Consider the following 19801-nt stretch of genomic DNA (forward strand, 5'->3'; position numbering starts at 1 on the left):
TTCAAAAACCTTTTAGGTGTTTTAGTTGATTTTCTTATCATACCTGCGAGGTCTCCAAGACCTTGCAGCATATCAAAACTTTAGCAAAACGATTAAATCTGCTCTTTTTTAATCTTATTAATTTTATTAAATGAAGCTACCATACCTTGAATTAAAGACGAACTTAAACCCTTGTGCTCCATTTCATTCAAGCCTGTAATCGTACAACCTTGTGGTGTCGTGACTCGGTCTATTTCCTCTTCTGGATGATTTCCATTTGTAATTAACAAATTTGCAGCTCCTTCCGATGTGTACATGGCTAACTCTTGTGCTTCTTTGGCATCAAAACCGAGTTGTATTGCAGCTTGGGTTGTTGCTCTGATGAGTCGCATCCAAAAAGCAATTCCACTAGCACAAACTACTGTAGCAGCTTGCATTTGAGATTCCGGAATAGCCAATGTATGTCCTAATCTATTAAATATGGCTTCGGCAATTTGAATCCGTTTTTTGCCTTTTTCGTTGCTGCATAAACAGGTCATTGATTTACCAACTGCAATGGCTGTATTTGGCATCGCTCTAATGATAAATTGATCACTACCTATTTGAGCTTCAATCTTTGGAATTAGGAATCCAGTAATTGTTGAAATCAAAACATGGTTTTCTGTTAAATGAGGCTTCACATCATTTAAAATTTGCTCAAAATGTGCTGGTTGAACTGCAAAAATTAAGATGTCAGATTGTTTTACAGCTTCAGTATTATCAGTGGTTAAAATGACGTTTTTGTAACCGTCGAATTCTTGAATGTCATCTAAGTTTCTTTTAGTGAGATACAAGGATGTTATGGCGTTGTTGGTAATTAACCCTTTTGCGATGGACTTCCCTAAGTTTCCTGTTCCTATGATTGCTATTTTCATGTTTATTGACCGCAAAAGCGGTTATCTTTTAATTAAACGTATTCTATTTGTTTTATCCTGCAAGGTTTCAAAAAACCTTGTAGGTATTATTCGTCGTTTCTATACATAAAAGATCTCTAAGACTCTTCAGTATAGTGGTTAGATAGATCTTTCAGGTTTTCAAAACCTGAATGGTTTGAGTCTGTTTTAAAAATAATTTGCCTTCAAGTTTAAGCCTTCAGTTTCCTCAAATCCAAACATTAAATTCATATTCTGAATCGCTTGTCCTGAAGCACCTTTTAATAGGTTATCAATGATACTTGTGACTAATAATTTATTGTTGTGTTTATGCAAATGAAGGATACATTTATTGGTGTTTACGACTTGCTTTAAATGAATCTCTTCATCTGAGACAAATGTAAAAGCAGCATCTTTATAATAGGTTTTATAGAGTGATTTAGCCTCTTTGATTGAACCTTCAAAAGTTGTGTAAGCTGTTGCGAAAATTCCTCTAGAGAAATTACCACGATTTGGCATAAAATTAATTTCTGATTTAAAATTACGTTGCAATTGCTTTACGGTTTGATTGATCTCTCCTAAGTGTTGATGTGTAAATGCCTTGTAATGTGAAAAGTTATTATCGCGATAGGTGAAATGTGTGGTCTTAGATAATGATGTACCTGCTCCTGTCGCACCTGTTACTGCATTAATATGAATGTTATCTTTTATTAAATTAGCATTTGCTAAAGGCAGAATTGCTAATTGAATAGCAGTAGCAAAACAACCTGGATTGGCAATATAATTTGCACTTTTTATAGCTTCTTTTTGTAATTCTGGTAAGCCATATACAAAAGTTTTGTCGTCTATAATTTTATCAGCTTCTAGTCTAAAATCGTTACTTAAATCAATGATTTTTGTGTTTTCTGAAAATGTATTTTGTTCTAAAAAGGCTTTCGAATTTCCGTGACCTAAACATAAAAATAACACATCAACTTTTGAGTTGGTTTTACTTGAAAATTCTAGTTCAGTTGAACCAATTAAATCTTGATGTATTTTATAAACTTTATTCCCTGCGTTTGATGTGCTGTAAACGAAATCAATGGTCGTTTGTTCATGATTAAGAAGTAATCTAATTAATTCGCCTGCTGTATAACCAGCACCTCCAATAATTCCTGCTTTTATATTTTTCATTGTTTTCTATATTCAGACCTTTCAGGTTTTAAAATTCTGAAAGGTCTCGATTAAGGTGAAGACCTGCTAGGTTTTTAAAACCTGCGAGGTCTAGCTTAATTATTCACCTGCTGATAAATCTTATTCTGATTCCCTAAAATCTTAATAAACCCTTTAGCTTCATCTGCTGTCCAACCTTTGTTTTCTTCACCATAACTTCCGAATTTGGCGTTCATTAAATCGTGCGTTGAAGAAATGCCATCTAAGCTGAAATGATAAGGTTTTAAACTTACAGTTACATTACCAGACACTTTATCTTGACTGCTTTGAAAGAACGCCTCCATATCTCGCATTACAGGATCTAAATACTGACCCTCGTGCAAATGCATACCATAGAAATTAGATAAATAATCTTTGTGTTGCAGTTGCCATTTCGTTAAGGTATGTTTTTCTAATAAGTGATGTGCTTTGATGATGATTAAAGCTGCCGCAGCTTCAAAACCAACGCGTCCTTTAATGCCAACAATGGTATCACCAACATGAATGTCTCTTCCAATAGCATAAGCGGAAGCGATATCATTTAGTAATTCTATGTTTTTTTCTGCTGAATTTTCTTTTCTGTTTAAAGCTTTAAGTTCACCTTTTTCAAAAGTCAAAGTCACTTTTTCTTCACCTTCTTTTTTCAATTGTGAAGGATAAGCCGATTCTGGTAATGGTTTTTCCGACGTTAACGTTTCTTCGCCACCAACACTAGTTCCCCAAAGTCCTTTGTTAACTGAGTATTTCGCTTTGTTCCAAGACATATCAATACCGTTTTCTACGAGGTAATCAATTTCTTGCTGTCTCGTTAATTTTCCATCTCTGATTGGTGTGATAATTTCGATTTCTGGTGCTAAGGTTTGAAAAATCATATCGAAACGTACTTGGTCATTTCCTGCTCCAGTGCTTCCGTGTGAGATATACTTGGCATCGATGCTTTTAGCATACTGAACAATTTCAATCGCTTGAATAATACGTTCTGCACTAACAGATAAAGGATAGGTATTATTTTTAAGTACATTTCCGAAGATTAGATACTTAATGACCTTATCGTAATAGGATGCAATAGCATCTATGTTTTTATAAGTAGAAACTCCCATTTTATAGGCATTGCTCTCAATCGTTTTGATTTCTTCCGAAGTAAAACCACCTGTATTTACACTTACGGCATGAACATCATAACCAGCTTTACTTAAACTTACTGCACAATAAGAGGTGTCTAATCCTCCACTATACGCTATAACTAATTTTTTCATTTTTTCTCTTTTTTAAGAAACATGTTCTGTTTAATAAGTTTCAATCTTGTCCATGTTTTATTATCATAGTTGTGTTTTTTTGATTTTGGTTCTTCGATTTTTTTAGGATCATAAAGCATACCTGTACACAAACACATTTTTTGCTCGGTTCTTGTTAGAACATCAAAGTTTTTACAAGTTTGACAACCTTTCCAGAAGGATTGGTCGTCCGTTAATTCTGAAAACGTTACAGGTTTATAACCCAGTTCACTATTCATTTTCATAACCGCTAATCCAGTTGTGATGCTAAAGACTTTAGAATCTGGGAATTTTGCTCTAGAATGTTCAAAAATCACTTTTTTAATCTGTTTAGCTAGACCTAGATTTCTAAAATCTGGATGCACTATCAATCCGGAATTGGCAACAAATTTTCCATGTCCCCAAGATTCGATATAACAGAAACCTGCGAATTGATCTCCTTCTAAAGCGATAACAGCATTACCATTTTCCATTTTGGTAATCACATATTCTGGTTGTCGTTTGGCGATACCTGTTCCTCTGACTTGGGCAGCTTCTTCTATCGTTTTACAGATAATGTCTGCGTAGATGCTATGTGATTTATCAGCAATGACAATTTTCATTGTAATTGAGTTTTGAATTAAAAATTTGATTTTAATGTTTGAAAGCAGAACCGGACTCACCTAAGTTCTATAAATAGAAGTACACCCTAAGGGCGACGCGGAAAAAAGCGTCGTACAATGCTCGGATTATCTGCTGTGATAATTAAAGACTTAAACTGATATTTGAAAGTTGAGTTGTACACAATAAAAAAATAAAAATGAATATAGAGTTTGCTGCTAAATAGTAGAATTAGCGACGGCGTTTTGCTAGAAGACCTGTGGGTCTTGGTGTTCTATATTGGTGTGTACTTTTAAACATACATCGAAACTACATATTATATTCTTAACTACGCTATTTAAAATCTTGTTTTCTGAGAGATTTATGAATTTCTAAGAATTTGACTTAAAAAATTGTAAATATCTCATTTATAACGGTTTTTATTATACTAAGAACTGAAACAAATCGGGTTTATCGTTTAGATAATCTCCATAGAAATTATGAAGTTTCATTTTTGTAATCAACGGTTCTAAATCTGCTGGTGATTTTAATTGTATGCCTACAACGGCAACGTCGTTTTCACGATTGGCCTTTTTGGTATATTCAAAATGTGTAATATCATCGGTTGGACTTAAAATATCTACTACAAAATCTCGTAAAGCTCCTGAACGTTGCGGAAACTTAACGATGAAATAGTGTTTAAGATTGGCATAGAGTAGGGCACGTTCTTTAATTTCAGCCGTACGTGTAATGTCATTATTACTGCCGCTTATGACGCAAACTACATTTTTCCCTTTGATTTCTTCGGAAAACTGATCTAAAGCAGAAAGGCTCAAAGCACCTGCTGGCTCCACGATAATAGCATCTTTATTATATAAATCTAAAATGGTCTGGCAAATCTTACCTTCATCTACTTCAACAACACGATGCAAGGTCTCTTTGCAAATAGCAAAATTAAGATCACCAACGCGTTTTACAGCGGCTCCATCTACAAAGTTGTCTATTGCTTTTAACTCCGTGTTTTTATTGTTTCTTATAGAGGTAAGCATCGAAGCTGCACCTTTTGGCTCAACACTAATAATACGTGTTTGAGGTGATAAAATTTTAAAAACAGATGATAGTCCTGCAGCAAGTCCGCCACCACCAACGGCAAGAAACACATAATGAATTGGATGTTCTTGCGCCTGATCTATAATTTCTAAACCAACGGTTGCTTGACCTTCAATAACTTTTTCATCATTAAAAGGATGAATAAAGGTTTTATTTAAACGCTCGCAATCGGTTTTTGCAGCATGATAAGCGTCATCAAAAGTATCACCAACTAAAATAATTTCAATGAAATCTTCACCGAACATTTCTACTTGCTCAATTTTTTGCTTAGGCGTTGGTGAAGGCATAAAAATAGTGCCCTTTATTTTAAGCAGTTTGCAGGAAAGTGCAAAACCTTGTGCATGATTTCCGGCACTTGCACAGACAATCTCATTTTCTATTTGCGACTCCGTTAAAGATGAAATTTTATTATAAGCACCACGAATTTTATAAGAACGCACCTCTTGAAGATCTTCTCTTTTAAAATAAATATTTGCACCATAGTGTTTAGAGTAGCGCGCATTTTTAGTTAAAGGTGTCACAGACGCGATGCCTTTTAATTTTTCTCCAGCAGCTTCAATTGCTTTTAGTGTTGGTCTGTATGTGGTTTTTGTGTCTTCCATAATTTCTGCGAAGGCAGTCCCGACAGCTTTCGGGATTATTTTTCTATCTCCCAATCTTTTTTTAATACCTACAAGGTTTTTGAAACCTTGTAGGATATTTTATGTTTATGCCAAAATAGAATCTGTATTTTTCACATCAGACTTTATAATTTTCATTGCGGTCATCGCAGCTCTTAATCGTTTTCCAACGGCTTCAATAGGATGATTTCTAATGGCATCATTTACAGCAATGAGTTCAATATTATCGACTCCATTAGTATCAGAAAATGATTTCCCTATGATTGAGGTATCTACTGTTTTCATAAAATTAGTTAATAACGGTTTACACGCATGGTCGAATAAATAGCAACCATATTCTGCAGTATCAGAAATGACACGATTCATTTCAAATAATTTCTTTCTTGCTATGGTGTTTGCTATTAATGGTAATTCATGCAAAGATTCGTAATAAGCCGAATCTTCAATTATGCCTGCACTTACCATAGTTTCAAAGGCTAGTTCTACTCCAGATTTTACAAAAGCGACTAATAAAACTCCATGATCAAAATACTCTTGTTCAGAAATATGATCTGTGGTCAGTGCTGTTTTTTCAAAAGCGGTTTCTCCAGTTTCGGCACGCCATTTTAATAAATTCACATCGTCATTCGCCCAATCTTCCATCATGGTTTTTGAGAAATGACCAGAGATGATGTCATCCATATGTTTTTCGAACAATGGACGCATAATGTCTTTTAAGTCTTCCGATAATTGATGCGCTTTTACTTTTGAAGGATTCGATAAACGGTCCATCATATTGGTAATTCCACCATGCTTCAACGCTTCAGTAATCGTTTCCCAGCCAAACTGAATTAATTTCGCAGCATAGCTCGGTTCTATGCCTTCTTCGACCATTTTGTCAAAAGATAAGATGGCTCCCGTTTGAAGTAAACCACAAAGAATGGTTTGCTCTCCCATTAAATCTGATTTTACTTCAGCAATGAAAGACGATTCTAAAACACCTGCTCTGTGTCCACCAGTTGCTGCAGCATATGCTTTTGCTTGTGCCCAACCTTTTCCTTCTGGATCATTTTCTGGATGCACCGCTGTTAATGTTGGCACGCCAAAACCTCTTTTATATTCTTCTCTAACTTCAGTGCCTGGACATTTTGGTGCTACCATAATCACGGTTAAGTCTTCACGAATTTTAGTGCCTTCTTCAACAATATTAAAACCATGAGAATAACTTAATGTGGCTCCTTTTTTCATTAAAGGCATTATCGTGTTAACAACATTAGTATGTTGCTTATCTGGTGTTAAGTTTAATACTAAATCGGCAGTTGGTATTAATTCGTTATACGTACCAACCGTAAATCCGTTTGATGTCGCATTTTTATAAGAGTCGCGTTGCTGATCAATTGCAACTTGACGCAAAGTGTATGAGATATCCAATCCAGAATCTCTCATATTCAAACCTTGATTTAAACCTTGTGCACCACAACCTACGATTACGATTTTCTTTCCTTTTAAAGCATTTACGCCATCTTCAAATTCTGAAGCATCCATAAAACGACACTTTCCTAATTGCTCTAATTGTTCTCTTAATGGTAATGTGTTAAAATAATTTGACATTTTTTGTTGTTTAGATTATAGAAATTAGATGCTAGAAAATAGACGCATTGGTGTCGGTCTCAATCTTACATCAAACATTAAAATTTCTATTTATTAGTTTTTAATTATTACTTTTTCTCTAGTCTCTAGTCTCTAGTCTCTAGTCTCTAGTCTCTAGTCTCTAGTCTCTAGTCTCTAGTCTCTAGTCTCTAGTCTCTAGTCTCTAGTCTCTAGTCTCTAGTCTCTAGTCTCTAGTTCTCTTAGCATTGTTGATATTTTCATTTCGTCTTTGGTCACCGCAATGCGTCCTGAACGCGTAAATTGCATAATTCCGAAGACCGATAATTCTCTATGTAACAAATCTATTTCTTCTTTTCGTCCTGATTTTTCAATGACAAAAAACGCTTTGTTAACGGTCACGATTCTTGCGTTACTCTCTTTGATGATATTCTGAATCTGACGTTCATCAAACAACAAATCAGATTTAATTTTGAACATACAAGATTCTTGATAAATCGTTTCGTCTTCAGTATGATAATAAGCTTTAATGACTTCGACTTGTTTTTCAATCTGACCAATAATTTTTTTAATATTTACTTCAGACATCCTAATAAGAATGGTGAATTTTGAAACATGATCAATTTCCGAAGCTGACGTATTTAAACTTTCTATGTTAATATGTCTTCGTTGAAATATTGCCGAAATACGGTTGAGTAAACCGATATTATTTTCGGTATAAACGGATATGGTATATAATTGTTTTTCTTCTTGACTCATTTCTTTTAAGATTTTAGACAAAAGAGAATAGACTTATTATTTTGTCTTTGTTCTTTTCTCTATATTCTAGTTTCTTTATTCTAATCTTATGTCTGATACACTCGCACCTGTTGGAATCATAGGAAAGACATTATCTTCTTTTTCTACTCTTACCTCTAAAAAGTAAGGCCCATCACTGGCAATCATTTCTTTTACGGCGTCTTTTAAATCTGTTCGTGTAGTTACTTTTTTAGCATCTATAAAATAACCTTTAGCAATGGCTACGAAATCTGGATTTGTCATTTCGGTAGAAGCATAGCGTTTATCGAAAAACAGCTGTTGCCATTGGCGCACCATTCCGAGGAATTCATTATTTAAAACCACAATTTTTACAGGTACTTTTTGTTGAAAAATAGTGCCTAATTCTTGAATGGTCATTTGGTAACCACCATCTCCAATTATTGCAACGACTTCGCGCTCTGGTGCTGCCATTTTTGCTCCAATTGCGGCAGGCAATGCAAATCCCATAGTGCCTAAACCTCCTGATGTAATATTGCTTTTTGTTTGGTTGAATTCAGCATAACGACAAGCAATCATTTGATGTTGGCCAACATCACTCACAATTGCTGCTTCTCCTTTGGTTTGAATGTTGATTTCTTTCAACACTTCTGCCATCGTCAAACCTTCTTTTGTAGGATGTAAGTCGTTTTTAATGACTTTTTCGTATTCTATTTTATATAAATCTTTGAATTTTTGATGCCAATCTGTATGTGAATTTTCATGCAATAAGGGTAATAAAGATTTTAAACTGGCCTTGGCATCACCTAAAACGGCAACGTCTGTTTTTACGTTTTTATCTATTTCTGCAGGATCAATATCAAAATGAATAATTTTGGCTTGCTTTGCGTAGGTATCGAGGTTTCCCGTCACACGATCATCAAATCGCATGCCTATAGCAATTAATACATCACATTCATTGGTTAAAACATTTGGGCCATAATTTCCATGCATACCAACCATACCAACATTTAGTCGATGTGTTGTAGGAATTGCAGAAGCGCCTAAAATAGTCCAAGCTGAAGGAATACCAGTTTTTTCAATAACGGCTTTAAATTCTTTTTCCGCTTTACCTAAAATAACACCTTGTCCCCAAACTATAAATGGTTTTTTAGCGGTGTTTATTAATTCGGCAGCAGCTTTTAATGAATTTTCGTCGGTATCAGGGACTGGTTTATAGCTTCTTATGCCTTTACATTTTTCATATTTAAAATCGAACTCTTCAAACTGAGCATCTTTAGTAATGTCAATTAAAACGGGTCCTGGTCTTCCGCTTTTAGCGATATAAAACGCTTTGGCAAATGCTTCAGGAATTTGTGAAGCTTTGGTAACTTGAATGTTCCATTTGGTTACTGGTGTAGAAATACCAACAATATCCGTTTCTTGAAAAGCATCACTTCCTAATAAATGCGAACCGACTTGACCTGTAATACAAACCATTGGTGTAGAATCTATTTGAGCATCAGCAATACCAGTAATTAAATTGGTAGCTCCTGGGCCAGAAGTTGCCATACAAACACCAACCTTACCAGAGATGCGTGCATAACCTTGAGCAGAGTGTGTTGCGCCTTGCTCATGGCGTGTTAAGACATGATGAATTTTATCTTGATACTTATAAAGTTCATCATAAACCGGCATAATTGCGCCACCAGGATAGCCGTAAATGATGTCAACATCTTCTGCTAATAAGCATTTTATAACAGCTTCACTACCAGAAATTCGTTCGGTGGTTAGTTCCTCTTCTTTTTGCTTAGTTATGGTTTGAGTTTCTTTCATCTCATATGTTTTTTTGAGATCCTTCGACAAGCTCAGGATGACATTCAGGTATTAATTGTATTCTTCTAAAATTCGTCAGTCACGCAGCCTTTACTTGCTGATGATACAGTTTTGGCATATTTATAAAGGACACCGCGTTCAAATTTTAAATCTGGTGCTATCCAATGTTGTCTTCTTTTTTGTAATTCTTCATCAGAGACTTCAACAGAGATAGAGTTGGTTTCTGCATCAATTGTAATAATGTCACCATCCTTCACTAGAGCTATCGTTCCGCCTTCTTGCGCTTCTGGTGTAATGTGTCCGACAACAAATCCATGTGTTCCGCCTGAGAATCTTCCGTCCGTAATCAACGCTACTTCTTTTCCTAAACCAGCACCCATAATTGCCGCAGTTGGTTTTAACATTTCGGGCATTCCTGGACCACCTTTTGGACCTTCATATCTAATCACAACCACATCACCTTTTTTTACTTTACCATCTCTAATGCCATCGTTTGCGGCATATTCTCCCTCAAAAACCTTTGCGGTTCCTTTAAAACTTAAGCCTTCTTTTCCTGTGATTTTAGCAACACTTCCTTCGGTTGCCAAATTGCCATAAAGCATCCTTAAATGACCAGAAATTTTGATTGGTTTTTCAATTGGCATTATAACGTCTTGACCTGCTTTTAAGTCAGGGACATCTAATAAATTTTCTGCAATTGTTCTTCCAGTAACTGTTAAACAATCTCCATGAATTAATCCTTTTTTAAGAAGGTATTTTAGTACTGCAGGAATTCCTCCAACGGCATGCACGTCTTCCATTAAATATTTTCCGCTTGGTTTTAAATCAGCCAAGAATGGTGTATTGTCACTAATATCTTGAAAATCCTTCAATGTAAAATCAATTTGAGCTGCTCTTGCAATGGCTAAAAAATGTAACACTGCATTTGTAGAACCACCTAAAATAGTGACTAATCTTACTGCATTCTCTAAAGATTTTCTTGTGATAATATCTGACGGTTTAATATCTTTTTCGAGTAAAAGTCGTAATGCTTCGCCTGCTTTTATGGATTCTTTTTGTTTGGCGTCGCTTAGTGCTGGATTAGACGAATTGTAAGGTAATGCCATTCCTAATGCTTCGATAGAAGAGGCCATGGTATTTGCAGTATACATACCACCACAAGCTCCTGCTCCAGGACAGGCTTTTTCAACAATATTCTGAAATTCATTTTCAGACATGGTACCAGCCATTTTACTTCCCCAAGCTTCAAATGCAGAAACGACATCTAGTTTTTGTCCGTTATGACAACCCGAATCGATGGTGCCACCATAAACCAAAATACTTGGTCGATTTAAACGAATCATTGCTATTAATGCGCCAGGCATATTTTTGTCACAGCCAACTACAGTTACTAAGCCATCATAACTCATAGCTTGTACCACAGTTTCCATAGAATCTGCAATTATATCACGAGATGGCAATGAGTAACGCATGCCTGGTGTTCCCATAGAAATGCCGTCACTGACGCCAATGGTGTTGAAAATTAGTCCAATAACGTCTTTGTTTTTGGTGCCTTCCTTAACCAGTTTTGCCAAGTCGTTAAGGTGCATGTTACATGGATTGCCTTCGTAACCTGTACTTGCAATACCAACGATGGGTTTAAAAAAATCTTCTTTGGTTAATCCAATGGCATGCAACATCGCCTGAGCAGCTGGTTGTGTTGGATCTTGGGTAACGGTTTTACTGTATTTGTTTAAGTCGCTCATGAATTTTAGTACGTCGCTAATGAATAATTATGAGTCTAAATTACTAGTTACGTCACCTTTAGTCTTTATAGTTTACATTTTCTAATTTAAGGTCAATGGAGCTTATGTGGATTTAATTATCTGTTTGTCAATATTTTAATTGATAATTATTATGATGTTCAAAGGAATAAAGTTTTTGAAGAAAAAAGCCTTCCGAATAAGGAAGGCTGATAATAATTTGAAGGGTTACGAAATAATCATAACCTCACTAATGTGGATATAATACTTGACACAATAAGTTAACCAATTAATATTTCAACAGGGCAAAGTTGATTTCCAGTTTCAGTAGTTCCTGAAATAATTTCTAAATTTGGAATTATATATCCTGGACCAATTATTTGATAGCAATCAGCATCGAGAAAAGCGATTGATTCATTTTCAATAAATATAATGATATCGCTTTCAAAAGTGCCATCTGTAGTAGTGATAGCAACAGTAAACTCATCATTTAAATTGAGTATATTATTATATAGAATTTCACCATCTGGAGTTTCTACTCTTACATCAGCCTGATCTCCCGTATATTGAAATGTTAATTCAGTAATACTGCTATCGCATTCGACGCAAGGTTTTTGTGTTTCTAATTCAAGAGCGATATTATCTATGGCACCTGAACTATTCATTATAATTTCCATAAACGCCACATTAGCGGTATTTTCTAAGTCTACGGTTAATTTTGAATTATCACCTCCAGGAATGATATCTTTACTTAAGAGTATGTTTTCTTCGAGATCATATAGATTAACGACAGTAGGGTTAGAAGATTCTTCTATATCTAGAATGTCAAAAGTCTTTAAAATCAAATTGTTATTAGCGCTAAAATCGAAAACAAAGCTTGCTCCAATTTCAAAAATGTCATCAGGATCGTTGCTATCCAAATCTTCAGAAAGAATAAGTACATTGCCCAGAGCAGTGTCGTTACTTTCTCCACCAGTCCCTATACCAGGTCCTCCATAAATCTCGTTTGGAGTTCCAATATCAAAATCATTACCTGTGGGATTTGAAGAATCAAAAATCATAGCAGCATTACTGTTAGGAAATGCCATAGTAACGCCAGCGACCTGAGCATTTTCAAAAGGATCGATAATAAAGATTTCTGAGACAATGTCGCCAGTATTAAAGTCTTCAAAATCTATGACAAAAGATTCAGTAGTTGAAAACGCTTGTGCCGTATTATATTCATAGAAGGTTTGTTGTACAGATTCTATATCAATATCGGTATCAGTTTCACAAGAAAATACGAAACATAGTAAGACAGATGAAAGTAGCATTAAATTTTTCATGGTAGATTAAATTTTAAGATTTGGAATAAGAAAGCTAGAAAAAAAATCTTCTGATATAGATGTTTTTACTTAAAAAACGATGAAAAGACTATAAATTAAGGTTTTTACTTACGTTTAATTACATCTTAACCTTTTATTTTTGTTTTAAAACCAAAAAACCCGATTCATTTGAATCGGGTTTTTGATGGTGGTGCCTCCAGTACCATTATTAAGTTTATGTCCTATTATTCTATTTTATCTCATGTGGTCATTACCTCTTATTTTTACTGATTTTTGAAGGTAATTTATATAATTTATCTATTTTTGAGATAACTATATGTCAACCTTATGTTGTCCCTATTGTTGTCCCTTTTTTAATTAGTAATATTTCATGATCAGAGTAATAAATTCTACCTCAGGCACTATTAAGTTCAGACTTAAAGACACTAAAGCCAAAAATGAGACCTCAATTTTGCTGGATTACAGTTTTGGAAGAAAAAATCGGATTAAATTTTCGACTGGCTATAAAGTAAACCCTAGTCATTGGGACAAAATAAATCAAAGAATTAGGGCGGTTTCTACTATCAAGAATAGGGAAAAAGTCAATAGCGATTTGAAATATTTTTCGTCAGAGTTTACAAAAGCTATTTCTGAGCTTGAAGAGTCACAAAAAAACGATAGGTCAATACTCAAGGCTCTATTGCAAAAAATTATAAGAGGAGAAGAAAATAATCAAGTTGAAATTAAGACTTTCTTCCAATATGCTGATGACTTTATCATCAGAAAAGAGAATCAATCAAAAAATATTAGTAATGTAAAATTGAGTCCAATTACAGTTAGATCCTATAAGCAAACAGTAAACCGACTAAAAGACTTTGATTTAGGGTCTAAATTTGGTGTTGACTTTAGTACAATTGATCTTAAATTTTATTATGCTTTTATTCAGTATTTGGAAAAAAATAATTATTCCACTAACACATTAGGTAAGCATATCAAAAATCTAAAAACCATTTTAAATGCCTCAACCGAAGACGGGTATAATTCAAATTTGAAATATAAACATAGAGATTTTAAGGCTCTTTCAAAGGAGTCTGTTTCTATATATTTAACGGAGGCCGAAATTGAAGCGATATACAATGTAGATTTATCAAAAACAAAAGATTGGGAATTGGCTAGAGATATTTTTTTGATGGGATATTACACAGGACAACGAGTTTCGGATTATAATCCCGTAAAAAATGAGCAAATTAGAAAGTTTCAGGGTACAGAGGTCATTGAATTTAAACAAAGAAAAACAGGAAAGAAGCTATTTGTGCCGCTACACCCAAAATTGAAGAAAATTTTCAAAGATCGTTATAATGGCAATCCACCACCTGAGCTAAATGCACCAGACATAAATGAGTTCATAAAAGAAGTCGGAAGAAAGGCTAAAATCGATGATGATATTTCCGTCGAAAAAAAGATGAATGGTAACGTAGTAATAGATATAGTTCCTAAATATAGCCTCATTCAATCCCATACCGCAAGACGCTCATTTTGTACTAATGCTTACTTATCAAAAATGCCTGTTATTGATATTATGGCTGTTAGTGGACATTCCACAGAAAGAGAATTCTATAAATACATAAAAGTGACACCGCAGGAGAGAGCAATAAAAATTGCGGATAGTAAATTTTTTAAATAGGAGATATGAATTATAAAAATGCATTTGGTTTTAAAATGAAAGAGGAGGATGAGCTTAATAATTTCTTGCTACCAAATTATGATTATTTATTGACCCATTATCCACAAAAAGGATTAAGGTTTGATGAGGGTTTTTACCTTAATGTATTCCTGAAAACCTTATTATTTGATTTATCTATTCGTAATGTTAAAGAGTTTTTAGAAATTCAATTGGTAAATTGTAATAATCCCGATGAATTTATACAAGTGTTAGATTTAGAAGTTATACCTCAAATAAAAACAATTATTGACGGTGCAGCACTCGATGGCTATGGAATAGGATATTACAAATCTGAAAAGTTAGAAGGAGATTTCGTTTCTTCAGAAGGGATAATAAAAAATAGAAATTATGATATGAGGCTTTTTCTGCATCAAACAGCTTTTAAGAAATTAAGTTCGAAATTTGAAAGAGTTATTAGAGTCTTAACAGAATACATAAGTGATTCACATACATTACAAGAGGCTGAAAATGACTTGAGTTTCAAGTGGATTGCTGGTCCCTCTCAATTAGCTATTATATTTATAGAACTTATTAACTCAGGGTATGTTGAAGCTGAATTTTACAGAGGAGAATTGAATAAAAAGAAGTTAGCAGAAAGCCTCGCCTTTGTTTTCGGAATTAAGGAAAAGTATAATGTAAGATCTATAGAGGCTTATTTAAATGAAAACGGGTCAAAATACTCTGAAACAAGAGATAAGTTTACTGATCAAGAATTCAAGATACCGTCTAAAAGATACACTAATTAGCACGGTATCAACTGGCATCAACTCAAAAATTCTTCAAATAGGAGGTGCTGAAAATATATTTGTGATGTTCATTAATCAAATAGAGCATCATGAATTCCAAAGAAATAAGAATTTATAATTTATCGCCTGATGAGTTCAAGGAGAGTATTCGCTCCGTTGTTAAAGAGTTAATGCCTCAACAGAAAAAGAACGAAGAAAAACTTTCAACTCCTGACGAACTTTTAACAGTTGATGAGACTCTAAAACTCTTAAAATGCTCAAAACAAGCTCTATGGAATTGGCGTAAAAAAGGCATCCTTCCTGCTTATCGTCTTGGTAATCGTGTTTACTATAAAAAGAGCGACATTTTTAATAAACTAGTAAAGCAAGTTTAAGATGATAGGGCATATTATTCTGCATAGGGATATAATGGAATGGGAATGGTATCAAAGTTCAACTGTTTTTCGTGTTTATGTGCATCTATTAATAAAAGCCAACTATAAAGATAAAAGGTGGCAAGGGCAATTAATAAAACGTGGACAATTAATTAGTTCCATAGGTAATTTAGCATCCGAATTAATGCTCTCATATCAAACCATAAGAACTGCACTTTCCAAACTTAATGAAAGTCACGACATAGTATTAAAACCAACAAACAAATTTACGCTCATAACCCTTGTAAACTACGAAAATTACCAATCTGCTAAATCTTACAGTAACAAGCAAAACAACACTCAGGTAACAAACCATCAACAATCTAATAACAAACCATTAACAACAACTAAAGAAAGAAATAAAAGAAATAAGGTCAATAAAGAAAAAATAGAGTTGAGACGTGAGAAATTCAAAAAACAAGTTTTTGAACACTCTCAATATAATTTAAAAATTTTAAAAGGTTTTTATAATTACTGGAGTGAGCTTAATAGCAGTGAAACAAAAATGAGATGTGAGAAAGATGGTTTTTTTGATGTCGAAATAAGGCTTGAAAAATGGTTAGCTAACGAAAAAACAAGCGCGAACCAAACAAAAGAGAAGTCAGAATTATTAACTAACAGATAAATTACTATGAGAACTAACATGGCAACAGCAGCAGGAGATTTGATCAACCAATGCGCTAATTTTATTTATAGAGCTAAATCCCAAAAAAATATGCAAAATGAAATTTATATTGACAGAGATCATTTGTGGAATGATTTTGTGAAAACTTTTTATAAAATGTATGGTAAGAAGTTAAAAAAGGAGCCTGATGCTATAAACAACCTCAAAGTCCTTTTCCATTACTTTCTTCAAGAAAAAAAGTTCTTTGAATGTGAAAATTTAAGGAAAGATATATCAGAACCTTCTTTTGACAAAGGGCTTTTAATAATCGGTGGTTATGGATTGGGAAAAACAGATTTCTTCAAGGCCTTTGAAGCTGTATTCAATGACTATCCAGATTTAAGGTTCAAATTTTTTACAGCGAAAGGACTTGTAAAGGATTTTGAAAAATGCCAAACCCCAATTGACAAAGAACATTTCTTTAAAAATACAGAACGAAAACTGATGTTTATTGACGATATAAACTCAGAACGGGAGGCAAGCAATTACGGAAAAGTTGACGTTATAGAGGAAATTTTATATAACAGATATGATTACCGATTAAGAACTTTTGTAACCTGTAATTATACAAACTCCGATAATTGTGCAAAACGAACTTTGGAGGATTTGGGTAAGCGTTACGGTGGTCGAATTTATGATCGTTTTTTTGAAATGTTCAATTTCATTGAATTTAAAGGAAAAAGTTATAGGTGATAAAAAACGTTAAATAACGCCTTATTTAACGTTTTAAAGTCATAAAAGTAATTAGATATGGAAAAAACAAGGTTTTGTAAGTATTGTCAACAACAATTTGCTCAGAGGAGAAGCAACCATTTGTATTGTAGTGCCAGTTGTAGGACAAAAGCAAGTTACATGAGAAATGGTTATAAGTATATTTCTGGGCATTATGAAAAAAGTGAACTTTCCAACACTGAAAATCTACTATCGTCAATTAAAAAAGATGATTTAATGTTAGCTGTTCAGTCGTTGGAAAAAAGTTTAGAGAAACTTAATAATAGAAAAGGCATTGGAACTAATTCGGTAGGGGAAGCGGCTTTGGGTACAATAGCAGCAGACGCAGGAGTATATGCTGCGAAAAGATTGTTTGCACCTTCGTCTTTACCAGCGACCAAAGCGGATGTTGAAAGATTAATAAAAGAGATAAATAAGCTCAAAGTTGCCTTGTAAAAAGTAAATATATTCCGGCTAAATATAAATACAAAGCTGAATTATATTTGAATGCATCTGAGCTATTATCTTGGTTGAATACAGAGCATAGTATACAAGTAAGTAATACTAGAAACATTGAATTGATTAAGATTTTGAAAATGCTTGAATATTAAACTGTAAAAAAGAAAGGCATTTTCAAATATGCTTTTGAAACAATTAAAACGGAACCTGAAAATAAATTAATTAAACCTGAAAAAAGTCCCATGACAACTAGAGAGAGGTAAGAAAGGTAGCTTAAATTAATAAATAACTATAATTTTAATAAAAAATAACAAAGCTATTTACTATACTAAACTTATAAATTTGAGTTGCCTTACTTACCCTTTATTATTATATTAATTGAAATCAGTAAAATATATACTCTCTCTCGAATAAGAAGAACCTTAAATCATTTAGGATTAGCGTACTTATGCTCAATTAAAACTTATATGAGCCCGTTATGAAATAATTTGGTTTACTTCCAGTTCCAGACTGATTATTCCAATCTATACCAATACTCAAGAATGAAGGAGCATTGAATTTCTTATATTTATATGAATTAGAACCCTCTTTCAAAGTTTCGATTTTATCACCAATAATTGACTTTGCTAAAAACCCTAATGATACTCCTGCACTATATCTAGGACTATTGCTATTAAATGTTTCCCAACTTAAATGTGGAATTGGAGTTAAGTATCCAAAATAGGTTTTTTTATTAAATATCATAGGTACTGCTAATGATAAAAATGTTGACCTTCTATCATTTTCTACTGTACCAAATTTACCATCAAAAAAACCTTGATTATCCACTACAACACCTTGTGTATTTGTTGTATTTGACTCATCAAGGAAGTTTTTAAGTTCATCTGCATTTGAATCTACTATATTCACTTTAAAATTTAAAGCTCTAATAAAGGTGATTTTTTCTTTAAAATAATACTTATTATATCCACCCCTTACACTTAAATTTGTTGGAGATTCATTGTCTATTTCCCCTGTAACTGGGTCAAAATTGTCAAATCTATCTGTTGAGACATTTGCGGAAAATATAAATGACCTGAACTCATCTTCTTTTAAACTTTCGTCATCTTTTAATAGTAATTTCGAAAATGAATGCTGATATGTTATTCCGCCAGTTACTCCAACCGTTTTCAATCTCAGTTTCCTAAAGTCTAAAAAACTACTCGTATTAGTTAAACCTAAATCTATAAATATAGCATCTTGTTTTACTGAAGACCTTTCCCCATTTCTGGTGAACTTTCTCGGATATTGTTTCAGTTTTAGTTGTGCAGTAACCTTACCACCATCAATAATAATTTGTTTTATTTCTGCATCATAAAACTCTGCAATTGTATTTTTTTTACCATTCAAAACTTGAGAGTTCATATTTAAAAAGTAAAACAAAAAAAGGATGATAGTATAATTTTTCATATCTATTAAAATGTTGATTATTAATGCAATATAGTGATAAATGGAATATAAGTATCAACAAATTAAACCATCAATCTCTCCAACCTATCTTTAGTTGCTCTCCAATCTGGATACACTTTTTCTAAGAGACCATAAAAGGCATTACTGTGATTCAAATACTTAAGATGACAAAGCTCATGCACGATTACATATTCAATACACTTTTTAGGGGTTTTAATTAGCTCTAAATTCAAATGTATCTTACCATTCTTATCACAACTTCCCCAACGTTTTTGCATCCACCTGTAAGTTAGTGTTGGTTCATTTTCATAAAAGCCTTTAGAGATAGGTTTAAGCTCCTCAAATAGTTGATTAAAATGTTGCTCTGCCTTTTGTTTATACCAGCTTTTTAAAAGCTTCTGAATAGCTTTTTTATCATTAATATCTTTTACACAAATATTAATATAGCCTCCAGCTAATTTCACAGACTTTTCTTTTGACTCATGAAGCTTTAATCTATACTGCTTTCCTAAATATAAATGTGTTTCACCACTTATAAATTTACGAGCTGGTGTTAATGGATGAAAGGATAGAAAGAAGTCTTGCTGCTTAACAATCCAAGAAGCTTTTTTCTTGACTTTTTCTCTTATTTTTTCAATAGAACTTTCCTGAGGGGCTGAAACATTAACTGACTTATCTGGAAATACTTTTATTCCTAAAGTTTTACGTTCTGCAAACTCCAAATTATAGTCAATTAATGTATTACCATATTGTATTTGGTCTTTCATA

Annotated in this window: 18 protein-coding genes; 6 read left to right on the forward strand and 12 right to left on the reverse strand. The window is 33.5% G+C overall.

The annotated features are described in order from the left end of the window. Positions 1-92: 92 nt before the first annotated feature. From proC to AB8B52_RS02320, 10 genes are all read right to left on the reverse strand, one after another. Positions 93-893 (reverse strand): pyrroline-5-carboxylate reductase, encoded by an 801-nt coding sequence (gene proC, locus AB8B52_RS02275; protein ID WP_406024822.1) that lies wholly within the window; start codon positions 891-893, stop codon positions 93-95. A 186-nt stretch (positions 894-1079) separates the two neighbouring features. After that, positions 1080-2063 carry an N-acetyl-gamma-glutamyl-phosphate reductase gene (gene argC / locus AB8B52_RS02280; RefSeq protein WP_406024824.1) on the reverse strand — a complete coding sequence of 328 codons (984 nt, stop codon included), beginning with the start codon at positions 2061-2063 and terminating at the stop codon, positions 1080-1082. Between the two features lie 95 nt (positions 2064-2158). Further along, the gene (locus AB8B52_RS02285; protein ID WP_406024826.1) at positions 2159-3337 is read right to left on the reverse strand and encodes an argininosuccinate synthase; all 1179 of its coding nucleotides are present in this window, start codon (positions 3335-3337) and stop codon (positions 2159-2161) included. Then, positions 3334-3957, reverse strand: coding sequence for a GNAT family N-acetyltransferase (locus tag AB8B52_RS02290; protein WP_406024828.1), 624 nt, complete (start codon positions 3955-3957; stop codon positions 3334-3336). The genes AB8B52_RS02285 and AB8B52_RS02290 overlap by 4 nt, the downstream gene beginning before the upstream one ends. A gap of 420 nt (positions 3958-4377) precedes the next feature. Then, complete coding sequence (gene ilvA, locus AB8B52_RS02295; RefSeq protein ID WP_406024830.1) at positions 4378-5646, reverse strand: threonine ammonia-lyase IlvA; 1269 nt, start codon at positions 5644-5646, stop codon at positions 4378-4380. Positions 5647-5751: 105 nt separating this feature from the next. Continuing rightward, positions 5752-7254: a ketol-acid reductoisomerase gene (ilvC, locus tag AB8B52_RS02300; protein ID WP_406024832.1), complete on the reverse strand. Its 1503-nt coding sequence runs from the start codon at positions 7252-7254 to the stop codon at positions 5752-5754. A 216-nt stretch (positions 7255-7470) separates the two neighbouring features. Further along, the gene (gene ilvN, locus AB8B52_RS02305) at positions 7471-8010 is read right to left on the reverse strand and encodes an acetolactate synthase small subunit (RefSeq protein WP_406024834.1); all 540 of its coding nucleotides are present in this window, start codon (positions 8008-8010) and stop codon (positions 7471-7473) included. A gap of 75 nt (positions 8011-8085) precedes the next feature. Further along, positions 8086-9822, reverse strand: a complete 1737-nt coding sequence (ilvB, locus tag AB8B52_RS02310) for a biosynthetic-type acetolactate synthase large subunit (protein WP_406024836.1) — start codon at positions 9820-9822, stop codon at positions 8086-8088. A gap of 65 nt (positions 9823-9887) precedes the next feature. Beyond that, positions 9888-11567 (reverse strand): dihydroxy-acid dehydratase, encoded by a 1680-nt coding sequence (ilvD, locus tag AB8B52_RS02315; protein ID WP_406024838.1) that lies wholly within the window; start codon positions 11565-11567, stop codon positions 9888-9890. Positions 11568-11845: 278 nt separating this feature from the next. Continuing rightward, entirely contained in the window at positions 11846-12889 is a 1044-nt protein-coding gene (locus AB8B52_RS02320) for a hypothetical protein (RefSeq protein WP_406024840.1), read from the reverse strand. A gap of 370 nt (positions 12890-13259) precedes the next feature. On the opposite strand from AB8B52_RS02320, the gene AB8B52_RS02325 reads away from it, so the two are divergent. The 6 genes from AB8B52_RS02325 to AB8B52_RS02350 all read left to right on the forward strand — a co-directional run bounded on the left by AB8B52_RS02325 (position 13260) and on the right by AB8B52_RS02350 (position 17581). After that, entirely contained in the window at positions 13260-14552 is a 1293-nt protein-coding gene (locus AB8B52_RS02325) for a phage integrase SAM-like domain-containing protein (protein ID WP_406024842.1), read from the forward strand. Between the two features lie 5 nt (positions 14553-14557). Beyond that, the gene (locus AB8B52_RS02330; RefSeq protein ID WP_406024843.1) at positions 14558-15337 is read left to right on the forward strand and encodes a hypothetical protein; all 780 of its coding nucleotides are present in this window, start codon (positions 14558-14560) and stop codon (positions 15335-15337) included. A gap of 89 nt (positions 15338-15426) precedes the next feature. Continuing rightward, positions 15427-15711 (forward strand): helix-turn-helix domain-containing protein, encoded by a 285-nt coding sequence (locus AB8B52_RS02335; protein WP_406024845.1) that lies wholly within the window; start codon positions 15427-15429, stop codon positions 15709-15711. Between the two features lies 1 nt (position 15712). After that, positions 15713-16375: a hypothetical protein gene (locus AB8B52_RS02340; RefSeq protein WP_406024847.1), complete on the forward strand. Its 663-nt coding sequence runs from the start codon at positions 15713-15715 to the stop codon at positions 16373-16375. 18 nt (positions 16376-16393) lie between these two features. After that, positions 16394-17107, forward strand: coding sequence for a hypothetical protein (locus AB8B52_RS02345; protein ID WP_406024849.1), 714 nt, complete (start codon positions 16394-16396; stop codon positions 17105-17107). A gap of 159 nt (positions 17108-17266) precedes the next feature. Continuing rightward, complete coding sequence (locus tag AB8B52_RS02350) at positions 17267-17581, forward strand: hypothetical protein (RefSeq protein WP_406024851.1); 315 nt, start codon at positions 17267-17269, stop codon at positions 17579-17581. 459 nt (positions 17582-18040) lie between these two features. Here the strand turns inward: AB8B52_RS02350 and AB8B52_RS02355 are convergent, their stop codons facing one another. Both AB8B52_RS02355 and AB8B52_RS02360 read right to left on the reverse strand, forming a co-directional pair. Beyond that, positions 18041-19033, reverse strand: coding sequence for a hypothetical protein (locus AB8B52_RS02355; protein WP_406024852.1), 993 nt, complete (start codon positions 19031-19033; stop codon positions 18041-18043). Between the two features lie 62 nt (positions 19034-19095). After that, positions 19096-19800: a M48 family metallopeptidase gene (locus AB8B52_RS02360; protein WP_406024854.1), complete on the reverse strand. Its 705-nt coding sequence runs from the start codon at positions 19798-19800 to the stop codon at positions 19096-19098. Position 19801 lies beyond the last annotated feature (1 nt).

The organism is Winogradskyella sp. (assembly GCF_045105575.1).
Lineage (GTDB): Bacteria > Bacteroidota > Bacteroidia > Flavobacteriales > Flavobacteriaceae > Winogradskyella.

Coding starts and splice junctions, on each gene's coding strand:
- AB8B52_RS02290 (WP_406024828.1), bottom strand. CDS start 3,957: ATGAAAATTGTCATTGCTGATAAATCACATAGCATCTACGCAGACATT.
- AB8B52_RS02330 (WP_406024843.1), top strand. CDS start 14,558: ATGAATTATAAAAATGCATTTGGTTTTAAAATGAAAGAGGAGGATGAG.
- AB8B52_RS02325 (WP_406024842.1), top strand. CDS start 13,260: ATGATCAGAGTAATAAATTCTACCTCAGGCACTATTAAGTTCAGACTT.
- ilvN (WP_406024834.1), bottom strand. CDS start 8,010: ATGAGTCAAGAAGAAAAACAATTATATACCATATCCGTTTATACCGAA.
- argC (WP_406024824.1), bottom strand. CDS start 2,063: ATGAAAAATATAAAAGCAGGAATTATTGGAGGTGCTGGTTATACAGCA.
- proC (WP_406024822.1), bottom strand. CDS start 893: ATGAAAATAGCAATCATAGGAACAGGAAACTTAGGGAAGTCCATCGCA.
- AB8B52_RS02335 (WP_406024845.1), top strand. CDS start 15,427: ATGAATTCCAAAGAAATAAGAATTTATAATTTATCGCCTGATGAGTTC.
- ilvB (WP_406024836.1), bottom strand. CDS start 9,822: ATGAAAGAAACTCAAACCATAACTAAGCAAAAAGAAGAGGAACTAACC.
- AB8B52_RS02340 (WP_406024847.1), top strand. CDS start 15,713: ATGATAGGGCATATTATTCTGCATAGGGATATAATGGAATGGGAATGG.
- AB8B52_RS02285 (WP_406024826.1), bottom strand. CDS start 3,337: ATGAAAAAATTAGTTATAGCGTATAGTGGAGGATTAGACACCTCTTAT.
- AB8B52_RS02345 (WP_406024849.1), top strand. CDS start 16,394: ATGGCAACAGCAGCAGGAGATTTGATCAACCAATGCGCTAATTTTATT.
- AB8B52_RS02350 (WP_406024851.1), top strand. CDS start 17,267: ATGAGAAATGGTTATAAGTATATTTCTGGGCATTATGAAAAAAGTGAA.
- ilvD (WP_406024838.1), bottom strand. CDS start 11,567: ATGAGCGACTTAAACAAATACAGTAAAACCGTTACCCAAGATCCAACA.
- ilvC (WP_406024832.1), bottom strand. CDS start 7,254: ATGTCAAATTATTTTAACACATTACCATTAAGAGAACAATTAGAGCAA.
- ilvA (WP_406024830.1), bottom strand. CDS start 5,646: ATGGAAGACACAAAAACCACATACAGACCAACACTAAAAGCAATTGAA.
- AB8B52_RS02360 (WP_406024854.1), bottom strand. CDS start 19,800: ATGAAAGACCAAATACAATATGGTAATACATTAATTGACTATAATTTG.
- AB8B52_RS02355 (WP_406024852.1), bottom strand. CDS start 19,033: ATGAAAAATTATACTATCATCCTTTTTTTGTTTTACTTTTTAAATATG.
- AB8B52_RS02320 (WP_406024840.1), bottom strand. CDS start 12,889: ATGAAAAATTTAATGCTACTTTCATCTGTCTTACTATGTTTCGTATTT.